This is a genomic window from Burkholderia sp. Ac-20349, assembly GCF_017104865.1.
GTDB lineage: Bacteria > Pseudomonadota > Gammaproteobacteria > Burkholderiales > Burkholderiaceae > Burkholderia > Burkholderia aenigmatica.
In genome coordinates this window covers 12,917-37,511 of record NZ_JAAGPM010000018.1, presented here as the reverse complement: position 1 = coordinate 37,511, position 24,595 = coordinate 12,917, and the positions used below count along the sequence as shown (strand labels likewise).

Genomic DNA, 24,595 nt, shown 5'->3' with positions numbered 1-24,595 from the left:
ATTCGGCCGAGGCCGGCGCACGGCAATCGTCAATGGGTTTTGACTTCGGTGCTAAGCCCATGTATAATCACGTGTTTTCCGCGCGTGGTGTGCGGAAAATTTGGATCCAGAGTGAGGTTCTCAATGTACGCGGTCATAAAAACCGGCGGCAAGCAGTACAAGGTTGCCGTTGGCGAAAAACTCAAAGTAGAACAGATACCGGCTGACATTGACGCTGAAATCACGCTCGACCAGGTTCTCGCAGTGGGCGAAGGCGAATCGATTAAGTTCGGTACGCCGCTGGTCAGTGGGGCTTCCGTCAAGGCCACCGTTGTGTCGCACGGTCGTCATGCCAAGGTCACCATCTTCAAGATGCGTCGCCGGAAGCACTACCAAAAGCACGGCGGCCACCGCCAGAACTACACTGAGCTGCGCATCGACGCGATCAACGCGTAAGCGCCTCGGTAAAGGAGCAATCAGATGGCACACAAAAAGGCAGGCGGCTCTTCCCGGAACGGCCGCGACTCCGAGTCGAAACGTCTCGGCGTGAAAGTGTACGGCGGCCAGGCAATCAATGCCGGCGGCATCATCGTGCGTCAGCGCGGTACGCGCATGCACGCAGGCGAGAACGTCGGCATGGGCAAGGATCACACCCTGTTCGCGCTGGTCGACGGTCACGTCAAGTTCGCGACGAAGGGCGCGGACAAGAAGCATCTGGTCATCGTTGTCCCGGCGGCTGCCTAAGTTCAGGCACCCAAGGGCTTCGTAGCCGAAAGGCCCCGCAGTCTTCGCGGGGCCTTTTTTTATTTGGCCGCCGGGCGCGTGTGCGTTCGGGCGGCCATCGCGCAACCGGCGTACGATCGGCCGAACGGCAGATTGTTCAAGCGCGCCGGCGCGCGGCACAATAGCGGAAATACTGGGCGGAGTGACGAATGAAGTTCATTGACGAAGCACGAATCGAAGTCATCGCCGGAGACGGAGGCGATGGCAGCGCGTCGATGCGCCGCGAGAAATTCGTCCCGTTCGGCGGGCCGGACGGCGGCGACGGCGGCCGGGGCGGTAGCGTGTACGCGATCGCCGACCGCAACATCAACACGCTGATCGACTACCGTTACGCGAAGAAGCATCTGGCGCGCAACGGCGAAAACGGGCGCGGCTCGGATTGCTACGGCAAGGGTGGCGACGACGTCACGCTGCGCATGCCGGTCGGCACGATGATCAGCGACATGGATACCGGCGAGCTGATCGCCGACCTGACCGAGCACGACCAGCAGGTGATGCTGGCGCAGGGCGGGTCCGGCGGGCTCGGCAACCTGCATTTCAAGTCGAGCACGAACCGCGCGCCGCGCCAGAAGACGGACGGCAAGCCCGGCGAGCGTCGCATGCTGAAGCTCGAGCTGAAGGTGCTCGCCGATGTCGGTCTGCTCGGCATGCCGAACGCGGGCAAGTCGACGTTCATCTCGTCGGTGTCGAACGCAAGGCCGAAGATTGCCGACTACCCGTTCACGACGCTTGCGCCGAATCTCGGCGTGGTGCGTGTCGGCCCGAGCAAGAGCTTCGTGATCGCCGACATCCCGGGGCTGATCGAGGGTGCCGCCGAAGGCGCGGGCCTCGGCCATCAGTTCCTGCGCCACCTGCAGCGCACCGGCGTGCTGCTGCATCTCGTCGATCTCGCGCCGTTCGACGAAAGCGTCGATCCGGTTGCGGAAGCGACGGCGATCGTCGGCGAGCTGCGCAAGTACGACGAAGCGCTCTACGAGAAGCCGCGCTGGCTCGTGCTGAACAAGCTCGACATGGTGCCGGAAGACGAGCGCAAGGCGCGCGTCGCGGATTTCCTCGAGCGCTTCGAGTGGGACGGCCCCGTGTTCGAGATCTCGGCACTGACGGGCCAGGGCTGTGAAGCGCTGTGCTACGCGATCTACGACTACCTCTCCGAACATTCGGACGCGCATCGCGCGGCGGAGGCGGAAGATCTCGCGGCGGACGTGCGCTTCCGCGACGCGCCGCCTGCCAAGGGCGATGTGACGCCGGGCGACGACGCCTGAGTTGTTCCGGAACGCGCCGGGCGTGCCGCCCGGCGTCGGCGTTCAATCGCGTCCGGCCGGGCAGGCATCAGATACAGGAGACAGTGCAGGATGCGTTCGATCATCGCGGATTCGAAGCGATTGGTGGTGAAGGTGGGTTCCAGCCTCGTGACCAACGACGGCAAGGGGCTCGATCATGCAGCAATCGGCCGCTGGGCGGCTCAGATCGCCGCGCTGCGCGCGCAGGGCAAGGAAGTCGTGCTCGTCAGTTCGGGCGCAATTGCCGAAGGGATGCAGCGGCTCGGCTGGAGCAAGCGGCCGCGGGAAATCGACGAGTTGCAGGCTGCCGCCGCAGTCGGCCAGATGGGTCTCGCGCAGGTCTATGAGAGCCGCTTCACCGAGCACGACATCCGCACCGCGCAGATCCTGCTCACGCATGCCGACCTGGCAGACCGCGAGCGTTACCTGAATGCGCGTTCGACGCTGCTGACGCTGTTGCGGCTTGGCGTCGTACCGATCATCAACGAGAACGACACGGTCGTTACCGACGAAATCAAGTTCGGCGACAACGACACGCTCGGCGCACTCGTTGCAAACCTGATCGAAGGCGATGCACTGATCATCCTGACCGACCAGTCGGGGCTGTTCACGGCCGATCCGCGCAAGGATCCGAACGCGACGCTCGTTGCGGAAGCCAGCGCGGGCGCGCCGGAACTCGAGGCGATGGCGGGCGGTGCAGGCTCGAGCCTTGGCCGCGGCGGGATGCTGACGAAGATCCTCGCGGCGAAACGTGCGGCGCACAGCGGCGCGAATACCGTGATCGCGAGCGGCCGGGAGACTGACGTGCTCGTGCGTCTGGCGGCCGGCGAGGCGATCGGCACGCAACTGATCGCACGTACCGCGCGGATGGCGGCGCGCAAGCAGTGGATGGCCGACCATCTTCAGGTGCGCGGCCATGTCGTGATCGACGCGGGCGCGGTCGAGAAGCTGACGGCCGGCGGCAAGAGCCTGCTGCCGATCGGCGTGGTCGGCGTGCAGGGCGCGTTCGCGCGTGGTGAAGTCATCGCGTGTGTCGATCCTGCCGGGCGCGAAGTGGCGCGTGGGCTCACGAACTACAGCAGTGCGGAGACGAAGCTGATTCACCGCAAGCCGAGCGGCGAGATCGAATCCGTGCTCGGCTACATGCTGGAGCCCGAGTTGATCCATCGCGACAACCTGGTGCTGGTGTGACCATTCGCGTTGTCGGTTCCGGCCTTCAAATGAAAAAGCCCGCGTGATGCGGGCTTTTTTCATGCGGCGGACAGGCGGCACGGCGGGCGCCGCGCGCCGTCAGCGCAACTGGCTCATCGCGGTGCGGTGAAACCGGATGTTCTCCAGGATCTGCTGGGTCGTGCCCTGCGGCATCTTGTTCGAGCAGAAGTAGTCCTGATAGAGCGCCGAGTGGTAGGCATTCAGCTCGCCGTTCTCGATGCGCCGCCAGTCGTTCTCGACGGTGCGATCCCAGCCGTCGTGTTCCGAATTCAGGCCGGCATACTGGCGCCATTCGTAGGTGTCGCAGCGGATACCTTCGTAGTTCACGTTGCGCGCACCGGCCGGGCTCGTGATGACGACTGCGAAGCGCACGACGCCATCGGTGCCGACCGCGAGCGACTTCGCATCGACGAAGAACTTGAGCGGCGTGTTCTGCGATACGTTGAACGGCAGCAGGTCACCCGCCTGCGGCAGCGGCGGCAGCGAATCGACCGCGTTTTCCTTCCAGGTGCCCTGGCGGTCCAGCAGATACACGAACTCGCTGTCGTCCTTGTTGGTCGGCGTCTTCGAATTCGCGCAACCTGCCAGCGTGGCCGCCGCGGCAATCGATGCGAGCGCGAGAGCAATCGCTTTCAATATGCATTCCTCGTAAAAAAAGGGCGCGACACCAAGGTCGCGCCCGGTCATGCAGTTCGATTCGTCACTTGCCGACGATCACGTGGGGCGGCATCTCGTCGAGCGTGCTCGCTTCCACTTCGATCTCCGAACAGACTACCGATGTGTCGACAATCGTCAGCGTCTGCTGGGCCTGCACGCCAATGACGCGCGGATAGCGCGACAGACGCGGCCCGCGCGGCTTCTCGGCTCGCTGCGCCGGGCGGCGCAGGAAGCGCGACAGTTCCGTCAGCGCCAACTGATAGACATCCCGCTTGAACTCGATCACCGCATCGAGCGGCACCCAGTACTCGTTCCAGCGCCACGCATCGAACTCCGGGTGGTCGGTCGCGCGCAAGCAAATGTCGCAATCGCGTCCAACCATCCGTAGCAGGAACCAGATCTGCTTCTGGCCGCGGTAATGACCGCGTACTTCGCGTTTAATGAACTTGTCAGGCACCTCATAACGCAACCAGTCGCGGGTGCGGCCGATTATCTTGACGTGTTCCGGATGCAGGCCCGTTTCCTCGTGCAGTTCCCGGTACATCGCCTGCATGGGGGTCTCGCCGTACTTGATCCCACCTTGAGGAAACTGCCAGGAATGCTCGCGGAGCCGCTTGCCCCAAAACACCTCGTTGCGCGCGTTCAAGAGGATGATGCCGACGTTCGGGCGAAAGCCTTCACGATCCAGCATACAACCACCTTCGAATCCTTTAAAATTGCTTTGATTATAAACAGATAACGGGCGCTGCGCACCGTGACGGAGCGAATCCGCACGGGGCGTGCCGGTTGAATTGTCCCTGATTAGTCTGCTACGTCGTCTGCGCCATCGTCGTCCATCGTTGTTCGCCGCGCGCAGCTCTTTCACCTTGAAACTTTTTCGGGCGCCCCGCCTGGGGGCGCCGTTTTTGGAACCGTCCGCATGAAAGCTTCCCGTTTCTTTATCGGCACCCTGAAAGAAGCACCCGCCGACGCAGAGATCGTCAGCCACAAGCTGATGGTGCGCGCCGGCATGATCCGTCGTGTCGCCGGCGGCATCTATAACTACCTGCCGGTCGGCCTGCGTTCGATTCGCAAGGTCGAGGCGATCGTGCGCGAGGAAATGAACCGGGCGGGCGCCATCGAGCTGCTGATGCCGGCCGTGCAACCAGCCGAACTGTGGCAGGAATCGGGCCGCTGGGAACAGTACGGCCCCGAGCTGCTGCGCTTCAAGGACCGCAAGGACAATGACTTCGTGATCGGGCCGACGCACGAGGAAGTCATCACCGACATCGCGCGCAACCAGATCAAGAGCTACCGGCAGATGCCGGTGAACTTCTACCAGATCCAGACGAAGTTCCGCGACGAGATCCGCCCGCGCTTCGGCGTGATGCGCGGCCGCGAATTCATCATGAAGGACGCGTACTCGTTCGACAAGGATGCGGCCGGCCTGAACGAGTCGTATCGCAAGATGTACGACGCGTACGTGCGCATCTTCACGCGCCTCGGCCTCGAGTTCCGTGCGGTCGCGGCCGACAGCGGCTCGATCGGCGGCAACTTCTCGCACGAATTCCACGTGATCGCCGACACCGGTGAAGACGCGATCGCCTACTGCCCGACGTCCGAATTCGCGGCGAACATCGAGGCGGCCGAAGCACTGCCGCTGATCGCCGAACGCGCGGCGCCGGCCGAAGCGATGGAGAAGGTCGCGACGCCCGGCAAGGCGAAGTGCGAAGCCGTCGCCGAACTGCTGGCCATCCCGCTCGAGCGCACGATCAAGTCGATCGTGCTCGCGACCGACAACGAAGGCGCCGAGCCGACCATCTGGCTCGTGATGCTGCGTGGCGATCACGATCTGAACGAGATCAAGGTGTCGAAGCTGCCGGGCCTGAAGAACCACCGCTTCGCGACCGAACAGGAAATCGTCGAGTGGTTCGGCACGCCGCCGGGTTACCTCGGCCCGGTCGGCACGAAGAAGCCGGTGAAGGTGATTGCCGATCGCACGGTCGCGAACATGAGCGACTTCGTCGTTGGCGCGAACGAGGTCGACTATCACATCGCGGGCGTGAACTGGGGCCGCGACCTGCCGGAGCCGGACGTCGCCGACGTGCGCAACGTGAAGAAGGGCGATCCGTCGCCGGACGGCAAGGGCGTGATCGACATCTGCCGCGGCATCGAGGTCGGCCACGTGTTCCAGCTCGGCACCAAGTATTCGGAAGCGATGGGTGCGACGTTCCTCGACGAATCGGGCAAGCCGCAGCCGATGCTGATGGGCTGCTACGGCGTCGGCGTCACGCGTATTCTCGGCGCGGCGATCGAGCAGAACTTCGACGACAAGGGCATCATCTGGCCGGAATCGATCGCGCCGTTCGAAGTCGTGCTGTGCCCGATGGGCTATGACCGCAGCGACATGGTGCGCGAGACCGCCGACAAGCTGTACGCGGAACTCGTCGCAGCCGGCATCGACGTGATCCTCGACGACCGCGGCGAGCGCCCGGGCGTGATGTTCGCCGACTGGGAGCTGATCGGCGTGCCGCATCGCCTCGTGATCGGCGAGCGCGGGCTGAAGGAAGGCAAGATCGAGTATCAGGGCCGCCGCGACGCCGAAGCGACGCTGCTGCCGGCGGAATCGGCCGCGGCCACGGCCGTGGAGAAGATCCGCGCCGCGCTCGCGCGCTAAGCGCACCGACCGGGGAACGCGGTGGAATACACCTTCATGTCGGCCACCGTGCTCCTGGTGCTGATCACCGATCCGCTCGGTAACATCCCGCTGTTCATTTCGGCCATGCGGGATGTGCCGCGCGAGCGGCGCGTGAAGCTGATCCTGCGTGAAGTGGGGATCGCGTTCGTGATCCTGCTGTTCTTCATGCTGGTCGGCGACCGCTTCCTGCGGATGATGAGTCTCACCGACCTGTCGCTGCGGCTCGGCGGCGGGATCGTGCTGTTCCTGATCGCGCTGCGGATGATCTTCCCGCATCCGGACGGTGCGCTCGGCAGCGATCCGCGTGCCGGCGGCGAGCCGTTCATCGTCCCGCTCGCGATTCCGGCGCTCGCCGGGCCGTCCGCGCTCGCGACGGTGATGCTGCTGACGTCGCAGGGGCCCGGCAAGATGCTCGAGTGGGTCGGCGCGCTGACGGTCACGATGATCGTCTGCGCGGTGACGCTGGTGCTGGCCGAGCGGATCCAGCAATGGATCGGCGAGCGCACCGTCGCGGCGTTCGAGCGGCTGATGGGTCTCGTGCTCGTTGCGATTTCGGTCGAGATGATGCTGGGCGGTATCCGCGCGTTCGTGCACCAGTTGTAGGGCGGGGCGGCGCGCACCCAAGACGCCCCAAAAAAAGCGGCGCTCCGGGAAACCGGAGCGCCGCTTTCTATTGATAGCGTGCGGAGCGGGGCGCTCAGACGTTCGTGGTCAGCGCACGGATCGTCGGCAGGTTGCGCCAGTAGCCCTTTGCATCCATCCCGCAGCCGAACACGTAGCGGTCCGGCACCGCGAAACCGCAGAAGTCGGGGTGCAGCGGCTTGGCCTTCGCGAGCGTCTTCTCGCACAGCACGGCCGACATGAAGCGCTTGGCGCCCATGTCGAGGATGCGGTCGCGGATCGCGGCCATCGTCTCGCCTTCGTCGAGGATGTCGTCGAGCACGAGCACGATCCGGTCCTTCACCGATTCGCGCGGCGCGACGCGCCAGTGCATTTCCGGGCTGCCCTGCGTCGTATTGCGGTAGCGGGTCAGGTGGATGTAGTCGAATTCGAGCGGGAAATCGAGATGCGGCAGCAGCATCCCGGTAAACACCGCGGCGCCACCCATCACCGAGAGAACGAGCGGGAACGCATCGCCGATCTCGGCGCGGATCGCGTCGGCCATCCGGGAGATCGACGCGTTGACGGCGTCCACCGAGACGATCTCTTCGGAGTGGTTGAAAATGTGGAGGGCTTCTTCGCGGTTCATGTGTTCTGGCGGGCAGTCGGTATACAAATAAGAATGAAGCAGAACGGCTGGCGCGCGCTACAGCAAAAACCCGCGCGCCGGCCGCCGGGCGGAATCAGCGCATGCCGGGCATCATGCCCTTCAGGCCGCGCATCATCTTCTGCATGTTGCCGCCCTTCAGCTTCTTCATCATCGTACGCATCTGGTCGTACTGGTTCAGCATCCGGTTGACTTCCTGCACCGGCACGCCCGCGCCGGCTGCAATGCGGCGCTTGCGCGTCGCCTTGATGATCTCGGGTTTCGCGCGCTCGGCAGGCGTCATCGAGCTGATGATGCCTTCCATCCGGCGGATCGACTTCTCGGCCTGGCCCATGTCGGCGCCGGCCGCCGCCTGCTGGAACTGCGCAGGCAGCTTGTCCATCAGCGACGACAGGCCGCCCATGTTCTTCATCTGCGAGATCTGCGCGCGGAAATCGTTCAGGTCGAAGTCGCCGCCTTTCTTGACCTTGTCGGCGAGCTTCTGTGCGGCCTGCACGTCGACGCCGCGTTGCGCCTCCTCGACGAGCGCGAGGATGTCGCCCATGCCGAGGATCCGGTTCGCCATCCGGTCGGGGTGGAACACCTCGAGGCCGTCGAGCTTCTCGGCCACGCCGACGAACTTGATCGGCTTGCCCGTGACGTGACGCACCGACAGCGCGGCGCCGCCGCGCGAATCGCCGTCGAGCTTGGTCAGCACGACGCCGGTGAGCGGCAGCGTGTCGTTGAACGCCTTCGCGGTGTTGACCGCGTCCTGGCCGAGCATCGCGTCGACGACGAACAGCGTTTCGGCCGGCTTCAGCGTGCCGTGCAGCGCGGCGATTTCCTGCATCATCGCCTCGTCGATGCCGAGGCGGCCGGCCGTATCGACGATCAGCACGTCATGGTAGTGGCGCTTCGCCCAGTCGACGGCCGCGACTGCGATGTCGACGGGCTTCTGGTCCGGCGTGGACGGGAAGAAGTCGGCGCCGACCTGTTCGCTCACCGTTTTCAGCTGCATGATTGCGGCCGGGCGATACACGTCGCACGACACGGTCAGCACCTTCTTCTTGTACTTCTCGCGCAGCAGCTTCGCGAGCTTGCCGGCGGTCGTGGTCTTGCCCGCGCCCTGCAGGCCGGCCATCAGGATCACCGCGGGCGGCGTGACCGCGAGGTTCAGCTCGGCGGCCTTGCCTTCGTAGTCGCCGCCGATCACGGCGGTCAGTTCCTTCTGGACCACGCCGACCAGCGCCTGACCCGGCGACAGGCTGCTGATCACTTCTTCGCCGAGCGCCTTTTCCTTGACCTTGGCGATGAATTCGCGGACGACCGGCAGCGAGACGTCGGCCTCCAGCAATGCGAGACGCACCTCGCGGAGCATCTCCTGCGTGTTCGCCTCGGTAAGCCGGGCCTCGCCGCGCAGCGTCTTGACGACGCGCGCCATCCGTTGAGTGAGATTGTCGAGCATGGGGAGCGATGGACAGTGGGGCCCGAAGGCGCGGCGGAACCGAACAAAGGGAGCCGTCGCGGGAAGGGGGCCTAGTGTAAACTTCGAACATGGATATTGTACTGTATGCCCTCACTGCATTCCTGTACGGCGGCCTTGCCGTCGCAGGCTGGCGCACGCACCGCCAGGGCGCGACGCCGCTCGTCGCGAGCGTGCCGGCCGTGCCGGTTCCCGCGTCCGCCGCGTCCGGGATGAGCGGGGCCGGCCGCGCGCTGCTGTTCGCCGCGCTGGTCGCGCATGGCGTACTGCTCCATATGACGATCTTTCCGAACGACTCGATGGTGTTCGGCTTCGCGTTCGCGCTGTCCGCGATGTTCTGGCTCGGCGCCGGCATCTACTGGATCGAGAGCTTCTTCTTCCCGCTCGACAGCCTGCGCTTGCTGGTGCTGCCGCTCGCGTGCGTCGCGTCGTTGCTGCCGCTCGTGTTCGGTGGCGTGCGGGTGCTTCCTTATGCCGCAGCGCCGCTGTTCAAGCTGCATTTCCTGATCGCGAACATCGCATACGGCCTGTTCGCGATCGCGGCGCTGCACGCGATCCTGATGCTGATGGTCGAGCGGCGCCTGCAGTCGCTGAGGAGCGGCGGGCGCGACGGCTCGACGGGCTGGATCGCGAGCTGGCTCGAGACGCTGCCGCCGCTGCTGACGCTCGAGAAGCTGCTGTTCCGCCTGATCGGCGCCGGCTTCGTGCTGCTCACGCTGACGCTCGCGTCGGGCATCCTGTTCAGCGAGCAGGTCGACGCGCGCGCGCTGCGGCTCGACCACAAGACCGTGTTCGCAATCCTGTCGTGGCTGATGTTCGGCGGCCTGCTGGTCGCCCGCAAGACGTCGGGCTGGCGTGGCCGTGGCGCCGCGCGCTGGGTGCTCGTGTCGTTCGCCGCGCTGCTGCTCGCATATGTCGGCAGCCGGTTCGTTTTCGAGGTGCTGCTGCACCGTTCCGTGGTTTGAACGCAGGTTTCCGATGCGACAGATTCTTCTCCTGATTCTTCTCTTCTTCGCGGGTTCGTGGATCACGCGCAAGCTGCGCCAGGCCCAGGAACAAGCGCAGGCGCGCACCGGCCGTGGCGCCGGCTACGACGGTACGCCCGGCGCCGGCGGCGCGGGTGCGGCGCGCCCGAACGGCGACGCGCGGTCGCTGCCCGAGCCGATGGTGCGCTGCGCCGAATGTGGCGTGCATGCGCCGAAGGGTGACGCCGTCACCGCGGGCGGCGAATACTTCTGCAGCGCCGAGCACGCGCAGCGCCACGCTGCGCGTACGAGCGGTCACGACGCACGATGAGCGACGCGCCGCTGCTGTCGGTCGACGCGAACGGCTGGGTGCGCGAAGCGCGCCATGCGCCGTCGCCGAACTTCGAGGTGCGGCCCGCGGGCGCGGTGCCGACGCTCGTGGTCGTCCACAACATCAGCCTGCCGCCCGGCGAATTCGGCGGCGATGCGATCGAGGCGCTGTTCCTCAATCGCCTCGACTGCGATGCGCACCCTTATTACCAGCGTCACCTGCTCGACGTGCGCGTGTCTGCGCACTTCCTGATTCGCCGCGGCGGCGAGCTCGTGCAGTTCGTGTCGTGCGACGAGCGCGCGTGGCACGCGGGCTCGTCCGAGTTCTTCGGCCGGCCGCGCTGCAACGACTTCTCGATCGGCATCGAGCTCGAAGGCGCGGACGACGTGCCGTTCGACGACGCGCAGTACGCGATGCTCGCCGCGCTCTCCCGCGCGCTCGCCGCACGCTACCCGGTCGACGCATTCGCGGGGCACTCGGACGTCGCGCCGGGCCGCAAGACCGACCCGGGCCCGCATTTCGATTGGCAACGCTTCGCGAGCGATGCCGGTTTTTCCGCCGAATACTTTCCTTTCCGTCAGCACTGATCGCGGGGTTTTTTGAGCGGAGAAAGTTTTTTCTCCGACCAATGCCTTGTCGTGTCTGCGCGTGAGCGATGTCAAGACCTCCATCGCAAATTATCCGTTTGGACGTCCTCCGAATGTCCACTATACTTGGTGCCAGTTGAGCAGTTCTGCACTAGATCTAGTGTGTGTCGCAGGGGAAACCCGAGCGGCACCGGCCGGCGGGCAACGCCGGCGGACAGGGTTCTCAGGGCGGCGCGTCAGGCCGGGCGGTCCGGGCGTCGCGATCAGCGCAGCGAACTTCGACGGGGCAGGGTACACATGACGAAGCACACGACCGGATCGGTTGTCGCGCATCGACCGAACCGGCTTCCCCGACGCATCGCTCGCCTCTTACCGCTCGCGCACCGCGTTGCGCAGCGTTCGTTTTAATCCGCGGTTCTCTCCGCACCATCCAACACCAGGAGCTTTGCACATGCAAACCACCGACAACGCGACGTCCCAGTACGAGAGCGCCTCGAGCCGTCCGCTCGGCGGGACCGAACAGGGCGCGAAGGCGCTCGCGCCGCAGGCCACGTTCGCCGACTACAAGGTGATCCGCCGCAACGGCAGCGTCGTGTCGTTCGAACCTTCGAAGATCGCGATCGCGGTGACCAAGGCTTTCCTGGCCGTCAATGGCGGGCAGGGTGCGGCATCGGCGCGCGTGCGCGAGCAGGTCGAGCAACTGACGCACAACGTCGTGCGCGCGCTTGTGCGCAGCCGCCCGAACGGCGGTACGTTCCATATCGAAGACATTCAGGACCAGGTCGAACTCGCGCTGATGCGCGGCGGCGAGCACAACGTCGCGCGTGCGTACGTGCTGTATCGCGAGAAGCGTCACCTCGAGCGCCAGAACGCGGGCGAGGAAGCAGCGGCAGCAGGCGGCGAGGCGAGCACCGGCATCAACGTCGTCGACAACGGCGTCACGCGTCCGCTCGACCTGAACGCGCTGCGCGCACTGATCGTGTCGGCCTGCGATGGCCTCGGCACCGCGGTTAACCCTGACCCGATCGTCGCCGAAACGGTGAAGAACCTGTACGACGGCGTGCCGATGAGCCAGGTCTACGACTCGGCGATCCTGGCCGCGCGCACGATGATCGAAAAGGATCCGGCATACAGCCAGGTCACGTCCCGCATCCTGCTGCACACGATCCGCCGCGAGATCCTCGGCGAGGAAGTGGTCCAGGCCGAGATGTCGACCCGCTACGCGGAATATTTCCCGCAGTTCCTGAAGCGCGGCGTCGACGCCGGCCTGCTCGACGACAAGCTGCTGCAGTTCGACCTGACGCGCCTGGGCGCAGCGCTCGACGCGAACCGCGACCTGCAGTTCGGCTACCTCGGCCTGCAGACGCTGTACGACCGCTACTTCCTGCACGTCGACGGCAGCCGCATCGAAATGCCGCAGGCATTCTTCATGCGCGTCGCGATGGGCCTGTCGCTGAACGAGATCGACCGCGAAACGCGCGCGATCGAGTTCTACAACGTGCTGTCCAGCTTCGACTTCATGAGCTCGACGCCGACGCTGTTCAACTCGGGCACGCACCGCTCGCAGCTGTCGTCGTGCTACCTGACGACGGTCGCGGACGATCTCGACGGCATCTATGAAGCGCTGAAGGAAAACGCGCTGCTGTCGAAGTTCGCCGGCGGCCTGGGCAACGACTGGACGCGCGTGCGTGCACTCGGCTCGCATATCAAGGGCACGAACGGCAAGTCGCAAGGCGTGGTCCCGTTCCTGAAGGTCGTCAACGACACGGCCGTCGCGGTCAACCAGGGCGGCAAGCGCAAGGGCGCGGTTTGCGCATACCTCGAATCGTGGCACCTCGACATCGAGGAGTTCCTCGAGCTGCGCAAGAACACGGGCGACGATCGCCGCCGTACGCACGACATGAACACGGCGAACTGGATTCCCGACCTGTTCATGAAGCGCGTGATGGAAGGTGGCGACTGGACGCTGTTCTCGCCGTCGACCTGCCCGGATCTGCACGACAAGTTCGGCGCGGAATTCGAAGCGGCTTACACGGCTTACGAAGACAAGGTCGCACGCGGCGAGATCAAGCTGTTCAAGAAGATCCCGGCGGCGCAGCTGTGGCGCAAGATGCTCGGCATGCTGTTCGAGACGGGCCACCCGTGGATCACGTTCAAGGATCCGTGCAACATCCGCTCGCCGCAGCAGCACGTCGGCGTCGTCCACTCGTCGAACCTGTGCACGGAAATCACGCTGAACACGAGCGACACCGAAATCGCGGTGTGCAACCTCGGTTCGGTGAACCTCGTCGCTCACCTGGTCAAGCAGGCCGACGGCAGCTACGCGCTCGACCACGACAAGCTGAAGCGCACGATCAGCGTCGCGATGCGCATGCTCGACAACGTGATCGACATCAACTACTACGCGGTGGCGAAGGCGCGTAACTCGAACCTGAAGCACCGCCCGGTCGGCATGGGCATCATGGGCTTCCAGGACTGCCTGCACCTGCTGCGCACGCCGTACGCGTCGGAAGCGGCCGTCGAGTTCGCCGATCGTTCGATGGAAGCGGTCTGCTACTACGCGTACCACGCGTCGACCGAGCTGGCTGAAGAGCGCGGCCGCTACTCGAGCTACCGCGGCTCGCTGTGGGATCGCGGCATCCTCCCGCAGGACACGCTGAAGCTGCTGACGGAAGCGCGCGGCGGCTACGTCGAGGTCGACACGTCCGAATCGCTCGACTGGACGTCGCTGCGTTCGCGGATCGCCACGCACGGCATGCGCAACTCGAACTGCGTCGCGATCGCGCCGACGGCGACGATCTCGAACATCATCGGCGTGTCGGCGTGTATCGAGCCGACCTTCCAGAACCTGTACGTGAAGTCGAACCTGTCGGGCGAATTCACGGTGGTGAACGAGTACCTGGTGCGCGACCTGAAGGAACGCGGCCTGTGGGACGAAGTGATGGTCGCCGACCTGAAGTACTTCGACGGCATGCTGTCGCGCATCGACCGCATCCCGGCCGACCTGCGCGCGATCTACGCGACCGCGTTCGAAGTCGACCCGACGTGGCTGGTCGAAGCGGCATCGCGTCGCCAGAAGTGGATCGACCAGGCGCAGTCGCTGAACATCTACATGGGCGGCGCGTCGGGCAAGAAGCTCGACGAGGTCTACAAGCTCGCATGGCTGCGCGGCCTGAAGACGACCTACTACCTCCGCACGATGGCGGCGACGCACGTCGAGAAGTCGACGGTCGCACACGGCGCGCTGAACGCAGTGCCGACGAGCGGCGGTTCGGGCAGCGGCGGCGCGCAAGGCGCGGCCGGCGGCTTCGGTGCGGCAGGCGGCGCAGCATCGTCGTCGGGCGCAGTCGACGCGGCATCGGCACTCGCACCGGTCGAGGCAGATGGTCCGGTGTGCACGATGCGTCCGGGCGATCCCGGCTTCGACGAATGCGAAGCGTGCCAGTAACGCAGTGCGCCTGACCTGAGCAGAAGGTCAGTGCGGCGCACACGGCAACCGATCGAGGTTGAAGTGTGCGCCGCTCTCAACTAAAAAAATGATAAGGAATCTGTAACGCGGCACCTGCGTTGCAGGCAGTGACAAGCGATCGAAACATCCCCGACGACGTCGCGTTTCGATCAGCGTTCGATGCGTCGAGCGCACCTCGCGATACATACGCGACACACGTCGCGCGCTGCATGAACGACGATGCGTTGCTCAAAGTGTTGTATCGAGGTCGCAACGCGAATCGAAAAAAGGATTTTTCGTGAGCGAACCCTTTTATCGCTCAGGAAAAGATGGTACAAACCGTTCTAAATTGATGGTGAGAATTTATGCTCAACTGGGATGAAGAGAAGACTGCCGTAACTCCCGCGAGCGGAGCGCAGCAAAACGCGATGCGCCCCTCCGCAGGAACGGCTGTCGGACTGCAGGCTGCAACGCCTGCCGCCCATCAGGTCCGCGACATTTTCGAAGGCGATCTTGCGGTGCCGCCGCAAGCATCGGCTGTTCCCGCCGGCGGTTCGGAAGCGCGGGTCAATGTCGCCGACAAGCGCATCATCAACGGCCAGACTGACGTCAATCAGCTGGTGCCGTTCAAGTACAAGTGGGCGTGGGAAAAGTATCTGGCCGGTTGCGCGAACCACTGGATGCCGCAGGAAATCAACATGTCCCGCGACATCGCTCTGTGGAAGGACCCGAACGGTCTGACCGAGGACGAGCGCCGCATCGTGAAGCGCAACCTCGGCTTCTTCGTGACGGCCGATTCGCTCGCGGCGAACAACATCGTGCTCGGCACGTACCGCCACATCACGGCGCCCGAGTGCCGGCAGTTCCTGCTGCGCCAGGCGTTCGAAGAGGCGATCCACACGCACGCGTACCAATACATTGTCGAATCGCTCGGTCTCGATGAAGGCGAGATCTTCAACGCGTACCACGAGGTCACGTCGATCCGCGCGAAGGACGAATTCCTGATCCCGTTCATCCACACGCTGACGGATCCGGCCTTCAAGACCGGCACGCTCGAAGCGGATCAGAAGCTGCTGAAGTCGCTGATCGTGTTCGCCTGCATCATGGAAGGCCTGTTCTTCTATGTCGGGTTCACGCAGATCCTCGCACTCGGCCGCCAGAACAAGATGACGGGTGCTGCAGAGCAATATCAGTACATCCTGCGCGACGAGTCGATGCACTGCAACTTCGGCATCGACCTGATCAACCAGATCAAGCTCGAGAATCCGCATCTCTGGACCGCTGAATTCCGCGCCGAGATCCGCGAGCTGTTCAAGCAGGCTGTCGAACTCGAATACCGCTACGCCGAGGACACGATGCCGCGCGGCGTGCTGGGTTTGAACGCGTCGATGTTCAAGAGCTATCTGCGCTTCATCAGCAACCGCCGTTGCCAGCAGATCGGCCTCGACCCGCTGTACCCGAACGAGGAAAACCCGTTCCCGTGGATGAGCGAGATGATCGACCTGAAGAAGGAACGCAACTTCTTCGAGACGCGTGTGATCGAGTATCAGACGGGCGGTGCGCTGTCCTGGGAATAACCCGCAGCAGCGAACCCGTCACATGATGTGAGCAGCCGGCGGCCTCTCGGCCCCGGCCCAAGGTTTAGGAGCAAGAACGCCTGATGCAAAGCATGCCCGGTGCCTTAACGGCCCAACGACACGACAGGCACTTTGCGAACCCTTCAGTGGGATGGGCAAACTTCCCTCCGGAAAAAGCGGACAGCCGTGTGGCGGTCCGCTTGATCAAGCGATTAGGGGTAGCGGCGCGAGGCGCGCCGGCTACCGACTTGATTTGGCGCGCGAGGCCGGGTGGTCACGCGCGCCATACCGTATTCATTAGCGTAAGCGCGTGGTATCCGCGTACGCCGATGAATAGCCCGCTTCGAAGCGCACGTCCTGAACAGCGTCCGCGGGAAGCGGGTTTTGACGAAGGGTGTAGTTTGAACTGACTCTCATCTGAACCTGAAGGAGAACAACATGGCTACCGCCAAGAAGAAACCGGCTGCTAAGAAGGTTGCTGCCAAGAAGACCGTTGCGAAGAAGGCTGCTGCGCCGGCGAAGAAGGCCGCTGCAGTGAAGAAGGTTGCTGCGAAGAAGGTCGCGGTGAAGAAGGTTGCCGCGAAGAAGGCAGCACCGGCCAAGAAGGCCGCAGTGAAGAAGGTTGCTGCGAAGAAGGCAGCACCGGCGAAGAAGGCCGCAGTGAAGAAGGTTGCAGCCAAGAAGGTCGCAGTGAAGAAGGTTGCTGCGAAGAAGGCAGCACCGGCTAAGAAGGCCGCAGTGAAGAAGGTTGCAGCGAAGAAAGTCGCAGTGAAGAAGGTCGCTGCGAAGAAGGCCGCACCGGCGAAGAAGGCTGCTGCGAAGAAGGCCGCGCCGGCGAAGAAGGCTGCTGCCAAGAAGGCTGCGCCTGCTGCGAAGAAGGCTGCCGCGAAGAAGGCTGCGCCTGCTGCGAAGAAGGCTGCCCCTGCGAAGAAGGCCGCTGCTCCGGCGAAGAAGGCTGCTGCTCCGGCGAAGACGGCTGCTGCTGCTCCGGCTCCGGCCAAGAAGGCTGCTGCTCCGAAGAAGGCTGCTGCGCCGAAGAAGGCCGTCGTGAAGAAGGCTGCACCGGCAACGACCGCGTCGACCGCATCGGTTGCGCCGGCATCGGGCGTGAAGACCGCGCTCAACCCGGCAGCGGCATGGCCGTTCCCGACCGGCAGCCGTCCGTAATCGAGGCTGACCCGGACACTCACGCGGTGTCCGTGGGTTGAGTAGCGCTACTCAATCAGTCCCGCCATCTGGCTCAGGTGGCGGGATTTTTTTCGTCCGTCTTTGCCGATGTGTCGAGGGCCGTACGCCGGGGGCCCGTATGCCGGGTGCCCGTATGCCGGCCCACGGCGAGTACGGACGAAAAAAAACGCATGTGCAGCTTCGCACATGCGTTCGACCGCGGCTTGCGCCGCGTGCTGAGGTACCCGGTTAGTGCGTGACGCGCGTGACGCCGCCGCTCGACAGCAGTCGCACGCGCTCGCCGGCGCGGAACGCTTCGCCGCTTGCCGCTTGCGTGATCGAGCGCAGATCGCCGTTGTCGAGGCGCACGGTGATTTCGACACCGTTCGCCGTGCTGAGGTTTTCGCCGACCGCGTTGCCTGCGACCGCGCCGACGAGGCCGCCGGCGATCGCGGTCAGGATCGATCCCTTGCCGCCGCCGATCGCGCTGCCTGCGACCGCGCCGAGTGCGCCGCCGCCGAGCGTGCCGATTGCGCTGCCGCCGCCGTCCGACTGGATGCGCACCGCACGGACGCTTTCCACCGTGCCCATGCGGACCGTCTGTTCGCGCTGCGCCTGGCCGACGCTATAGACATCCGCCGAGCCCGGTGCGGTGAAGCAGCCGGTGAGCGTCAGCGAGGCCGTCAGCATGGCCGCGAGCGTGAGGGTCTTTTTCGTCAACATCTTTGCTCTCCCACAATATTCATTTGAGACTGTAACCGAATGCAGCCTCGAAGCGCGCGTCGATCTCGGCGCGCGTCAGTACGTAAGTCTGGGGCCCCTGGTGGGCGATCTTGATCGAGCCCATCAGGCTCGCGAGGCGGCCCGTGGTTGCCCAGTCGAGGCCATGTTCGATGCCGTACAGCAGGCCACCCCGGAAGGCATCGCCACAGCCGGTCGGATCGGCGATCCGCTCGGCCGGCACGACAGGAATCTGCTCCGTGCCCTGCTTGTGGCGGATGGTCGCGCCGTGCTCGCCACGCGTAATGACGAGGGCGTCGACCCGGCTGGCGATTTCATCTTCGGACCATCCCGTCTTGTCGCTCACCAGCTTGGCCTCGTAGTCGTTGACCGCTACATAGGTCGCAAGTTCAATGCTGCGGCGCAGCGTCGCACCGTCGAACAGCGGCAGGCCCTGGCCCGGATCGAACACGAACGGCACACCGGCCTTGGCGAGCTCTTCCACGTGCTGCACCATCCCGTCGAAGCCGTCCGGGCCGACGATCGCGAGCTTGATGCCCGGCGCGTCGCCTGCGTGGTTCAGGTGCGACTGCATCATCGCGCCCGGGTGGAACGCCGTGATCTGGTTGTTGTCGAGATCGGTCGTGATCATCGCCTGCGCCGTATACGTGTCGGGCAGCACGCGAACGTGGTCGCGGCGCAGGCCGAGCTGGTCGAGCCGGTCGAGATACGGCTGCGCGTCGAGCCCGCCTATCGTCCCCATGATGCGCGCATCGCCGCCGAGCAGGTGCAGCGCGTACGCGATGTTGCCCGCGCAGCCGCCGAATTCGCGGCGCATCGTCGGCACGAGGAAGCTCAGGTTGATGAGGTGCACCTGGTCGGGCAGGATGTGCTCGCGGAACCGCCCTTCGAAAGTCATGATGGAATCGTAGGCGATCGAGCCGCAAATCAACGTAGCCAAGGTGTGCGTTCCTGTAGAAATGAGGGACCCTGCGCGACAGCGCCGCGCGAAAGGCGCGGCGCGGCAGGGAAAAGCGAAAGAAAGCTTACTTCAGTGCGGCGAGCGCTGCATCGTAGTTCGGCTCGTCCTTGATTTCGCCGACGAGTTCCGCGTGGATCACCTTGTCCTGCGCGTCGAGCACGACGACCGCACGTGCGGTCAGGCCGTTCAGCGGGCCGCTCGTCACGTCGACGCCGTACGCGTTCGCGAACGCGCGGCCGGTGCGGAACGTCGAAGCCGTCACGACGTTCTCGAGGCCTTCGGTCGTGCAGAAGCGCGTGGCGGCGAACGGCAGGTCGGCGGACACGACGACGACCACCGTGTTGTCGAGCGACGATGCGGCTTCGTTGAACTTGCGGGTCGACGTCGCGCAGGTCGGCGTGTCGAGGCTCGGGACGATGTTCAGCACCTTGCGCTTGCCGGCGAAGCTGGCGAGCGACACGTCGGCGAGATCCTTGCCGACCAGCTTGAAATCGGCGCCTTGTGCGCCGACGGCCGGGAACGTGCCGGCGAGATCGATCGGGTTGCCACCCAGCGTAACTTTGCTCATGTTCGTGCTCCGAAATAGCGCGCCGCTCGGGCGCGCGGGTTGAGACGGGCGCGCATGTGCGCGCCGCGGCGCGTCACGGATAGAAGATCTGGACGCGGAAATTCGAGGCGGGCGTGCCGTTCGTTTCGAGGCGGACGACCATCGTCTGCGTCGTGCCGGGCGGCAGCCCGGCGTCGATCGGCGTACCCGGGCGCACGTAGTCGCGCGGCGCGAGCACGCGGCGCACGGTGACGTGGTTGGTATCGTCGAGCAGCGTCAGCTCGAGCGACGGGTACGCGAGTGCGACGCGGTAGCGGTTCGTCAGCGGCACTTTCAGCTCGAGCTCGCGCGGGCCGTCGAGCTGGCGCAGGTCGGTGGCGTCGAGCCGCAGGCCGTCGATCGCGCGCGGCGGTGCGACCGTGCAGCCGAGCGGCGCGCAGGCCTGCCGGAACCAGCCCTGCGTGACGGGCCAGTAGATCATCAGCGTTTCGCGCTGCCACCACGCGAGTTGCGCGACGAGCAGCACGGTCAGTGCAGCGGCGACGAGGCCGCCGAAAAAACCGCCGAGCATGCTGCGCCGCTGCGGTGCGCGCGTCTCGCGCGTGACGGCGAAGTGCGGCCGATCGTCGTCGGTCAGCGCAGCGGGGAACGGTGCGGCCGGTGCGCTGGTGGCAGCGGCTGGCGGCTCGTCGAGTCGTTTGGTGTCAGCGCCGGTGTCGGGCTCGGATCCGGCTTCGGTGACGGCCGGCGCCGGTGTGAACGCAAAACGCGGTTCGCGCGGCGCGTGTTCGTCGTCCGGCACGGCGAAGTGCGCGGTACCGACGGGCTCTGTGGCATCGCGAGCGGTCTCTGCGTCCGACGGACGGTGGGCAACGAAGCGGGGCTCACGCGGGTCGCGTTCGACGGGCGCGGCGGATGGTTCGGTATCCTGCGGCGTTTGCGTTTGCGTCTGCGCCGGCAGCGATTCGGCCGGTTGCGCGACGGCAGTGGCGGTGTCCAGTTCGGCCGGGGAGGGCGCGAACGGTGCAGGCGTACCCGACAGGTGAACGACGCCGGCTTCGATGGACGGAAGTGCGAGCGGGATCAGCGGCTCGGTGCGCACGGTCTGCACGCTGTGCTGCAGCGACGGGTCGACGCCGGCATCGAGCCACGGCGCCCACATGTCCCAGCCTTCCGGCTTGTAATCGGTGCCGGAAGGCGACCCGGCCGGCGCATCGGCTGCGAACAGCCGGGCAGGCGGGGCCGGATGGTGCGCGTCGCCGTTATCCGGCGCGGCAGCCGGTTCGGTCAGGACCGGCCCGGTCTGCTGCGCATGCTCGGGAACGAGCGACTCGGATGCGTTGAAGACTTCGTGGCAATGCCCGCAGCGCACGAGCCCTTGATGCAGCGAGAGCTGTTCCTGCTGCAGCCGGAAGACGGTTTCGCAATGAGGGCAGCGCGTCGCAAGAAGCATGTCGAGCCGGGCGGCCTGCTGGCCAGAGTGAAGGACAGCGCTATTCTAATGGCTTTCGCGCCGGGTTCCGGCGAGGCATACCCAACCTTCGTGTTCACGCCAGACCGAGATGTCGACGTAGCGTGCATAGACGGCCGCGACTTCGTCCGCCTGGCGCGCGAGCACGCCCGACAGCGCGATGCGCCCGCCCGGCTTGACCTTCGATGCGAGCATCGACGCCATCAGCTTCAGCGGATTCGACAGGATGTTCGCGACGACGATGTCGAATTCGCCGTCCGGGCATGCATCGGGCAGCCCGTACGTGACGTCCGCACGGTTGCGTTCGCTGTTCTGCCGCGCCGATTCGACTGCCTGCGGATCGATGTCGATGCCGATCACGGGGTTCGCCCCGCATTTCTTCGCGAGGATTGCGAGAATGCCCGAGCCGCAGCCGTAGTCGAGCACCGACTGGCCGGGCTTCACCGACTGCTCGAGCCATTCCATGCAGAGGCGCGTGGTCGGGTGGCTGCCGGTGCCGAACGCGAGGCCGGGGTCGAGCTCGAGGACGAGCGCATCGGGATCGGGCGCATCGTGCCACGACGGCACGACCCAGATCCGCTCGCCGATCGGGATCGGCTCGAACTGCGATTGCGTGAGCCGCACCCAGTCCTGTTCCTCGACTTCGCGGACGATGAACGTCGGCGTCTCGGCGACGCCGATCTCGTTCGCGGCCGCCGCGAGCAGCACGGCCGGCTCATGGTCGGCCGACAGCAGCGCGACCACGCGCGAGTGCTGCCACGCGGTGCGGTCGGGCACGAGGCCCGGCTCGCCGAAGAGCGGCTGTTCGTCGGGCGTGTCGGCGTCGGCGTCTTCGACGGACACCGACAGCGCGCCGAGTTCGAGCAGCGCGTCGGACAGCGCCTCCGCATGCTCACGGGCCAGTTCGACGACGAGTTCGCGGTAGCTCATGCTTACGCTTCTTCCGGTGCGACCTGCTGCTTCTGGGCGAGCCGGTTTTCGAGGTAGTGGATGCTGGTGCCGCCTTCGACGAACTTCGAATCGATCATCAGCTCGCGGTGCAGCGGGATGTTGGTCTGGATGCCTTCGACCACCATTTCGGACAGCGCGATGCGCATCCGGCTGATCGCCTGCTCGCGCGTCGCGCCGTAGGTGATCAGCTTGCCGATCATCGAATCATAGTTCGGCGGCACGAAATAGCCATTGTAGGCGTGCGAATCGACGCGCACGCCAGGACCGCCCGGCGTATGCCACGACGTGATCCGGCCCGGCGACGGCGTGAACTTGAACGGATCTTCTGCGTTGATCCGGCATTCGATCGCATGTCCGCGGAACTGGATGTCGCGCTGGCGCAGCGTGAGCTTCTCGCCGGCCGCGATGCGGATCTGTTCCTGCACGATGTCGACGCCCGTGATCAGTTCCGATACCGGGTGCTCGACCTGCACGCGCGTGTTCATCTCGATGAAGTAGAACTCGTTGTTCTCGTACAGGAATTCGAACGTGCCCGCGCCGAGGTAGCCCATCTTCTTGCACGCGTCCGCGCAGCGGTCGCCGATGCGGTCGATCAGGCGGCGCGGAATGCCGGGTGCCGGCGCTTCCTCGATCACCTTCTGGTGGCGGCGCTGCATCGAGCAATCGCGCTCGCCGAGCCAGATCGCGTTCTTGTACGCGTCCGACAGCACCTGGATTTCGATGTGGCGCGGGTTCTCGAGGAACTTCTCCATGTACACCTGCGGGTTGCCGAACGCACGGCCGGCTTCCTCGCGGGTCATGTTGACCGCGTTGACGAGCGCGGCCTCGGTGTGCACGACGCGCATCCCGCGTCCGCCACCGCCGCCTGCCGCCTTGATGATGACCGGATAGCCGATCGCGCGCGCAATCTTGACGATCTCCTTCGGATCGTCCGGCAACGCGCCTTCCGAGCCCGGCACGCACGGCACGCCGGTCTTGATCATCGTCTGCTTCGCGGTGACCTTGTCACCCATCATGCGGATCGTTTCCGGGCGCGGGCCGATGAACGTGAAGCCCGACTGCTCGACGCGTTCCGCGAAATCGGCGTTCTCCGACAGGAAGCCGTAGCCGGGGTGGATCGCCTCGGCATCGGTGACTTCCGCGGCGCTGATCAGCGCCGGCATGTTCAGGTAGCTCAGGTTCGACGGGGCCGGGCCGATACAGACGGCTTCGTCCGCGAGGCGCACGTACTTGGCTTCCTTGTCGGCTTCCGAGTAGACGACCACCGTCTTGACGCCGAGCTCGCGGCACGCACGCTGGATGCGCAGCGCGATTTCACCGCGGTTGGCAATGAGGATTTTTTCAAACATAGCGAGTATTCGTCTCTTCGAGGGGCGCGCGAACGGCGCCTGGCGGGCATCGGCGGCGCGCGGCCCGCAGGCCGCGCGGCGGACTTAGCCGATCACGAAAAGCGGCTGGCCGTATTCGACGGCCTGGCCGTTCTCGACGAGGATTTCCTTGATCACGCCGGCCTTGTCCGACTCGATCTCGTTGAGCAGCTTCATCGCTTCGATGATGCAGATCGTCTGGCCTTCCTTGACCGTGTCGCCCACCTGGACGAACGGGTCCGCGCCCGGCGACGGTGCGCGATAGAACGTGCCGACCATCGGCGACGTCACGACGTGGCCCTGCGGGACCGCCGGTGCGGCAGCGCCTGCGGCCGGCGCGGCAGCGCCTTCGGTCGGCAGCGCGACCGGAGCGGGCGCGCTGACTTGCGGGGCATACCCAGCCGTCGGCTGCACGTAGACCGGCGGCGCGTTCTTGACGATGCGCACCTTGCCTTCGCCTTCCGTGACTTCCAGCTCGGAGATGCCGGATTCGGAAACGAGGTCGATCAGAGTTTTCAGCTTACGAAGATCCATCGGGAATTCCCCTTTCAATACGTGAAAGCGCCGGTTAGGAGCCGGCGCTGAATCTAGATCGCGAAATCAGCCGCGCGACGTGCCTTGCAGCTTGTCCAGCGCGTACTCGAGCGCGTACAGATAACCTTTCCAGCCGAGCCCGCAGATCACGCCTTCGGCCTGGTCGGAAAAGTAGGAGTGGTGCCTGAACGCTTCGCGGCGGTGCACGTTCGACAGGTGAACCTCGACGAACGGGATGCCAACGCCGGCGATCGCGTCCCGGATCGCGACGCTCGTGTGCGTATACGCGGCCGGATTGATCAGGATGAAATCGGTCTGTTCCTCCCGCGCGGCCTGGATGCGGTCGACCAGCGCACCTTCATGGTTGCTCTGGAACGACGACAGCTCGGCGCCGGCTTCCCGGGCGCGCGCGGCAAGCGCCTGATCGATCTGTGCGAGCGTGACGCGGCCGTACACCTCCGGTTCCCGGGTGCCGAGAAGGTTCAGGTTGGGGCCGTGCAGCACCAGCAATCGTGTCATGGTCGCTTCTATTTCTGCGGAATTGCGCGAACTTTAGCGCTATTTAGAGAAATTTGTCTAGTTTTGCCGAACGGCCGAGCGCGCCGGACCTGCAAGAATTACCGGCACGCAA

At 65.1% G+C, this 24,595-nt stretch carries 25 protein-coding genes; 13 read left to right on the top strand and 12 right to left on the bottom strand.

Annotation, left to right across the window (positions count from 1 at the left end; translation table 11 throughout):
- Positions 1–123: 123 nt before the first annotated feature.
- The 4 genes from rplU to proB all read left to right on the top strand — a co-directional run bounded on the left by rplU (position 124) and on the right by proB (position 3,233).
- A complete protein-coding gene (gene rplU, locus G3N61_RS09460; RefSeq protein WP_006025184.1) occupies positions 124–435 on the top strand; it encodes a 50S ribosomal protein L21 in 312 nt (103 codons plus the stop codon).
- 24 nt (positions 436–459) lie between these two features.
- Positions 460–723 carry a 50S ribosomal protein L27 gene (gene rpmA, locus G3N61_RS09455; protein WP_006476999.1) on the top strand — a complete coding sequence of 88 codons (264 nt, stop codon included), beginning with the start codon at positions 460–462 and terminating at the stop codon, positions 721–723.
- A gap of 188 nt (positions 724–911) precedes the next feature.
- A complete protein-coding gene (obgE, locus tag G3N61_RS09450; protein ID WP_043191424.1) occupies positions 912–2,024 on the top strand; it encodes a GTPase ObgE in 1,113 nt (370 codons plus the stop codon).
- Between the two features lie 90 nt (positions 2,025–2,114).
- Positions 2,115–3,233, top strand: coding sequence for a glutamate 5-kinase (proB, locus tag G3N61_RS09445; protein WP_043191422.1), 1,119 nt, complete (start codon positions 2,115–2,117; stop codon positions 3,231–3,233).
- A gap of 99 nt (positions 3,234–3,332) precedes the next feature.
- On the opposite strand, the gene G3N61_RS09440 is transcribed toward proB, so the two are convergent.
- Together G3N61_RS09440 and G3N61_RS09435 are read right to left on the bottom strand one after the other, a co-directional pair.
- Positions 3,333–3,941: a CNP1-like family protein gene (locus G3N61_RS09440; protein ID WP_205822264.1), complete on the bottom strand. Its 609-nt coding sequence runs from the start codon at positions 3,939–3,941 to the stop codon at positions 3,333–3,335.
- Positions 3,942–3,954: 13 nt separating this feature from the next.
- Positions 3,955–4,602, bottom strand: a complete 648-nt coding sequence (locus G3N61_RS09435) for an RNA pyrophosphohydrolase (protein WP_011350862.1) — start codon at positions 4,600–4,602, stop codon at positions 3,955–3,957.
- Positions 4,603–4,830: 228 nt separating this feature from the next.
- Here G3N61_RS09435 and G3N61_RS09430 point away from each other — a divergent pair, with 228 nt between their 5' ends.
- Positions 4,831–6,567, top strand: coding sequence for a proline--tRNA ligase (locus tag G3N61_RS09430; protein WP_043191418.1), 1,737 nt, complete (start codon positions 4,831–4,833; stop codon positions 6,565–6,567).
- Positions 6,568–6,588: 21 nt separating this feature from the next.
- Positions 6,589–7,191: a MarC family protein gene (locus G3N61_RS09425; RefSeq protein ID WP_043191416.1), complete on the top strand. Its 603-nt coding sequence runs from the start codon at positions 6,589–6,591 to the stop codon at positions 7,189–7,191.
- Between the two features lie 94 nt (positions 7,192–7,285).
- On the opposite strand, the gene G3N61_RS09420 is transcribed toward G3N61_RS09425, so the two are convergent.
- Positions 7,286–7,837, bottom strand: a complete 552-nt coding sequence (locus G3N61_RS09420) for a hypoxanthine-guanine phosphoribosyltransferase (protein WP_043191413.1) — start codon at positions 7,835–7,837, stop codon at positions 7,286–7,288.
- A 94-nt stretch (positions 7,838–7,931) separates the two neighbouring features.
- Complete coding sequence (gene ffh / locus G3N61_RS09415) at positions 7,932–9,299, bottom strand: signal recognition particle protein (protein ID WP_021159890.1); 1,368 nt, start codon at positions 9,297–9,299, stop codon at positions 7,932–7,934.
- An 89-nt stretch (positions 9,300–9,388) separates the two neighbouring features.
- Here ffh and ccsA point away from each other — a divergent pair, with 89 nt between their 5' ends.
- The 7 genes from ccsA (at position 9,389) to G3N61_RS09380 (ending at position 17,392) form a co-directional block, all read left to right on the top strand.
- Positions 9,389–10,282, top strand: a complete 894-nt coding sequence (gene ccsA, locus G3N61_RS09410; RefSeq protein ID WP_043191410.1) for a cytochrome c biogenesis protein CcsA — start codon at positions 9,389–9,391, stop codon at positions 10,280–10,282.
- A 13-nt stretch (positions 10,283–10,295) separates the two neighbouring features.
- On the top strand, positions 10,296–10,613 hold the full coding sequence (locus G3N61_RS09405) for a PP0621 family protein (protein ID WP_205822263.1): 318 nt from the start codon (positions 10,296–10,298) through the stop codon (positions 10,611–10,613).
- Positions 10,610–11,200: a 1,6-anhydro-N-acetylmuramyl-L-alanine amidase AmpD gene (gene ampD / locus G3N61_RS09400; protein ID WP_205822262.1), complete on the top strand. Its 591-nt coding sequence runs from the start codon at positions 10,610–10,612 to the stop codon at positions 11,198–11,200. The genes G3N61_RS09405 and ampD overlap by 4 nt, the downstream gene beginning before the upstream one ends.
- Before the next feature lie 451 nt (positions 11,201–11,651).
- On the top strand, positions 11,652–14,648 hold the full coding sequence (locus tag G3N61_RS09395) for a ribonucleoside-diphosphate reductase subunit alpha (protein ID WP_205822261.1): 2,997 nt from the start codon (positions 11,652–11,654) through the stop codon (positions 14,646–14,648).
- A 365-nt stretch (positions 14,649–15,013) separates the two neighbouring features.
- Positions 15,014–16,225: a ribonucleotide-diphosphate reductase subunit beta gene (locus tag G3N61_RS09390; RefSeq protein ID WP_043191395.1), complete on the top strand. Its 1,212-nt coding sequence runs from the start codon at positions 15,014–15,016 to the stop codon at positions 16,223–16,225.
- A gap of 83 nt (positions 16,226–16,308) precedes the next feature.
- Positions 16,309–16,635, top strand: coding sequence for a hypothetical protein (locus tag G3N61_RS09385; RefSeq protein WP_080741834.1), 327 nt, complete (start codon positions 16,309–16,311; stop codon positions 16,633–16,635).
- A gap of 28 nt (positions 16,636–16,663) precedes the next feature.
- Positions 16,664–17,392: a histone H1-like DNA-binding protein gene (locus G3N61_RS09380; protein WP_089449870.1), complete on the top strand. Its 729-nt coding sequence runs from the start codon at positions 16,664–16,666 to the stop codon at positions 17,390–17,392.
- 249 nt (positions 17,393–17,641) lie between these two features.
- Here the strand turns inward: G3N61_RS09380 and G3N61_RS09375 are convergent, their stop codons facing one another.
- The 8 genes from G3N61_RS09375 to aroQ all read right to left on the bottom strand — a co-directional run bounded on the left by G3N61_RS09375 (position 17,642) and on the right by aroQ (position 24,483).
- Positions 17,642–18,115: a glycine zipper 2TM domain-containing protein gene (locus G3N61_RS09375; protein WP_021161893.1), complete on the bottom strand. Its 474-nt coding sequence runs from the start codon at positions 18,113–18,115 to the stop codon at positions 17,642–17,644.
- A gap of 19 nt (positions 18,116–18,134) precedes the next feature.
- A complete protein-coding gene (locus G3N61_RS09370; RefSeq protein WP_043191389.1) occupies positions 18,135–19,073 on the bottom strand; it encodes a carbohydrate kinase family protein in 939 nt (312 codons plus the stop codon).
- An 85-nt stretch (positions 19,074–19,158) separates the two neighbouring features.
- Entirely contained in the window at positions 19,159–19,662 is a 504-nt protein-coding gene (gene tpx / locus G3N61_RS09365; RefSeq protein WP_043191388.1) for a thiol peroxidase, read from the bottom strand.
- A gap of 73 nt (positions 19,663–19,735) precedes the next feature.
- A complete protein-coding gene (locus tag G3N61_RS09360) occupies positions 19,736–21,094 on the bottom strand; it encodes a zinc-ribbon and DUF3426 domain-containing protein (protein WP_205822260.1) in 1,359 nt (452 codons plus the stop codon).
- A 45-nt stretch (positions 21,095–21,139) separates the two neighbouring features.
- The gene (prmA, locus tag G3N61_RS09355; RefSeq protein WP_205822259.1) at positions 21,140–22,042 is read right to left on the bottom strand and encodes a 50S ribosomal protein L11 methyltransferase; all 903 of its coding nucleotides are present in this window, start codon (positions 22,040–22,042) and stop codon (positions 21,140–21,142) included.
- Positions 22,043–22,044: 2 nt separating this feature from the next.
- On the bottom strand, positions 22,045–23,412 hold the full coding sequence (gene accC / locus G3N61_RS09350) for an acetyl-CoA carboxylase biotin carboxylase subunit (RefSeq protein ID WP_048251162.1): 1,368 nt from the start codon (positions 23,410–23,412) through the stop codon (positions 22,045–22,047).
- 84 nt (positions 23,413–23,496) lie between these two features.
- Positions 23,497–23,964: an acetyl-CoA carboxylase biotin carboxyl carrier protein gene (gene accB / locus G3N61_RS09345; protein ID WP_205822258.1), complete on the bottom strand. Its 468-nt coding sequence runs from the start codon at positions 23,962–23,964 to the stop codon at positions 23,497–23,499.
- 66 nt (positions 23,965–24,030) lie between these two features.
- On the bottom strand, positions 24,031–24,483 hold the full coding sequence (aroQ, locus tag G3N61_RS09340; RefSeq protein WP_011350880.1) for a type II 3-dehydroquinate dehydratase: 453 nt from the start codon (positions 24,481–24,483) through the stop codon (positions 24,031–24,033).
- Positions 24,484–24,595: the final 112 nt, after the last annotated feature.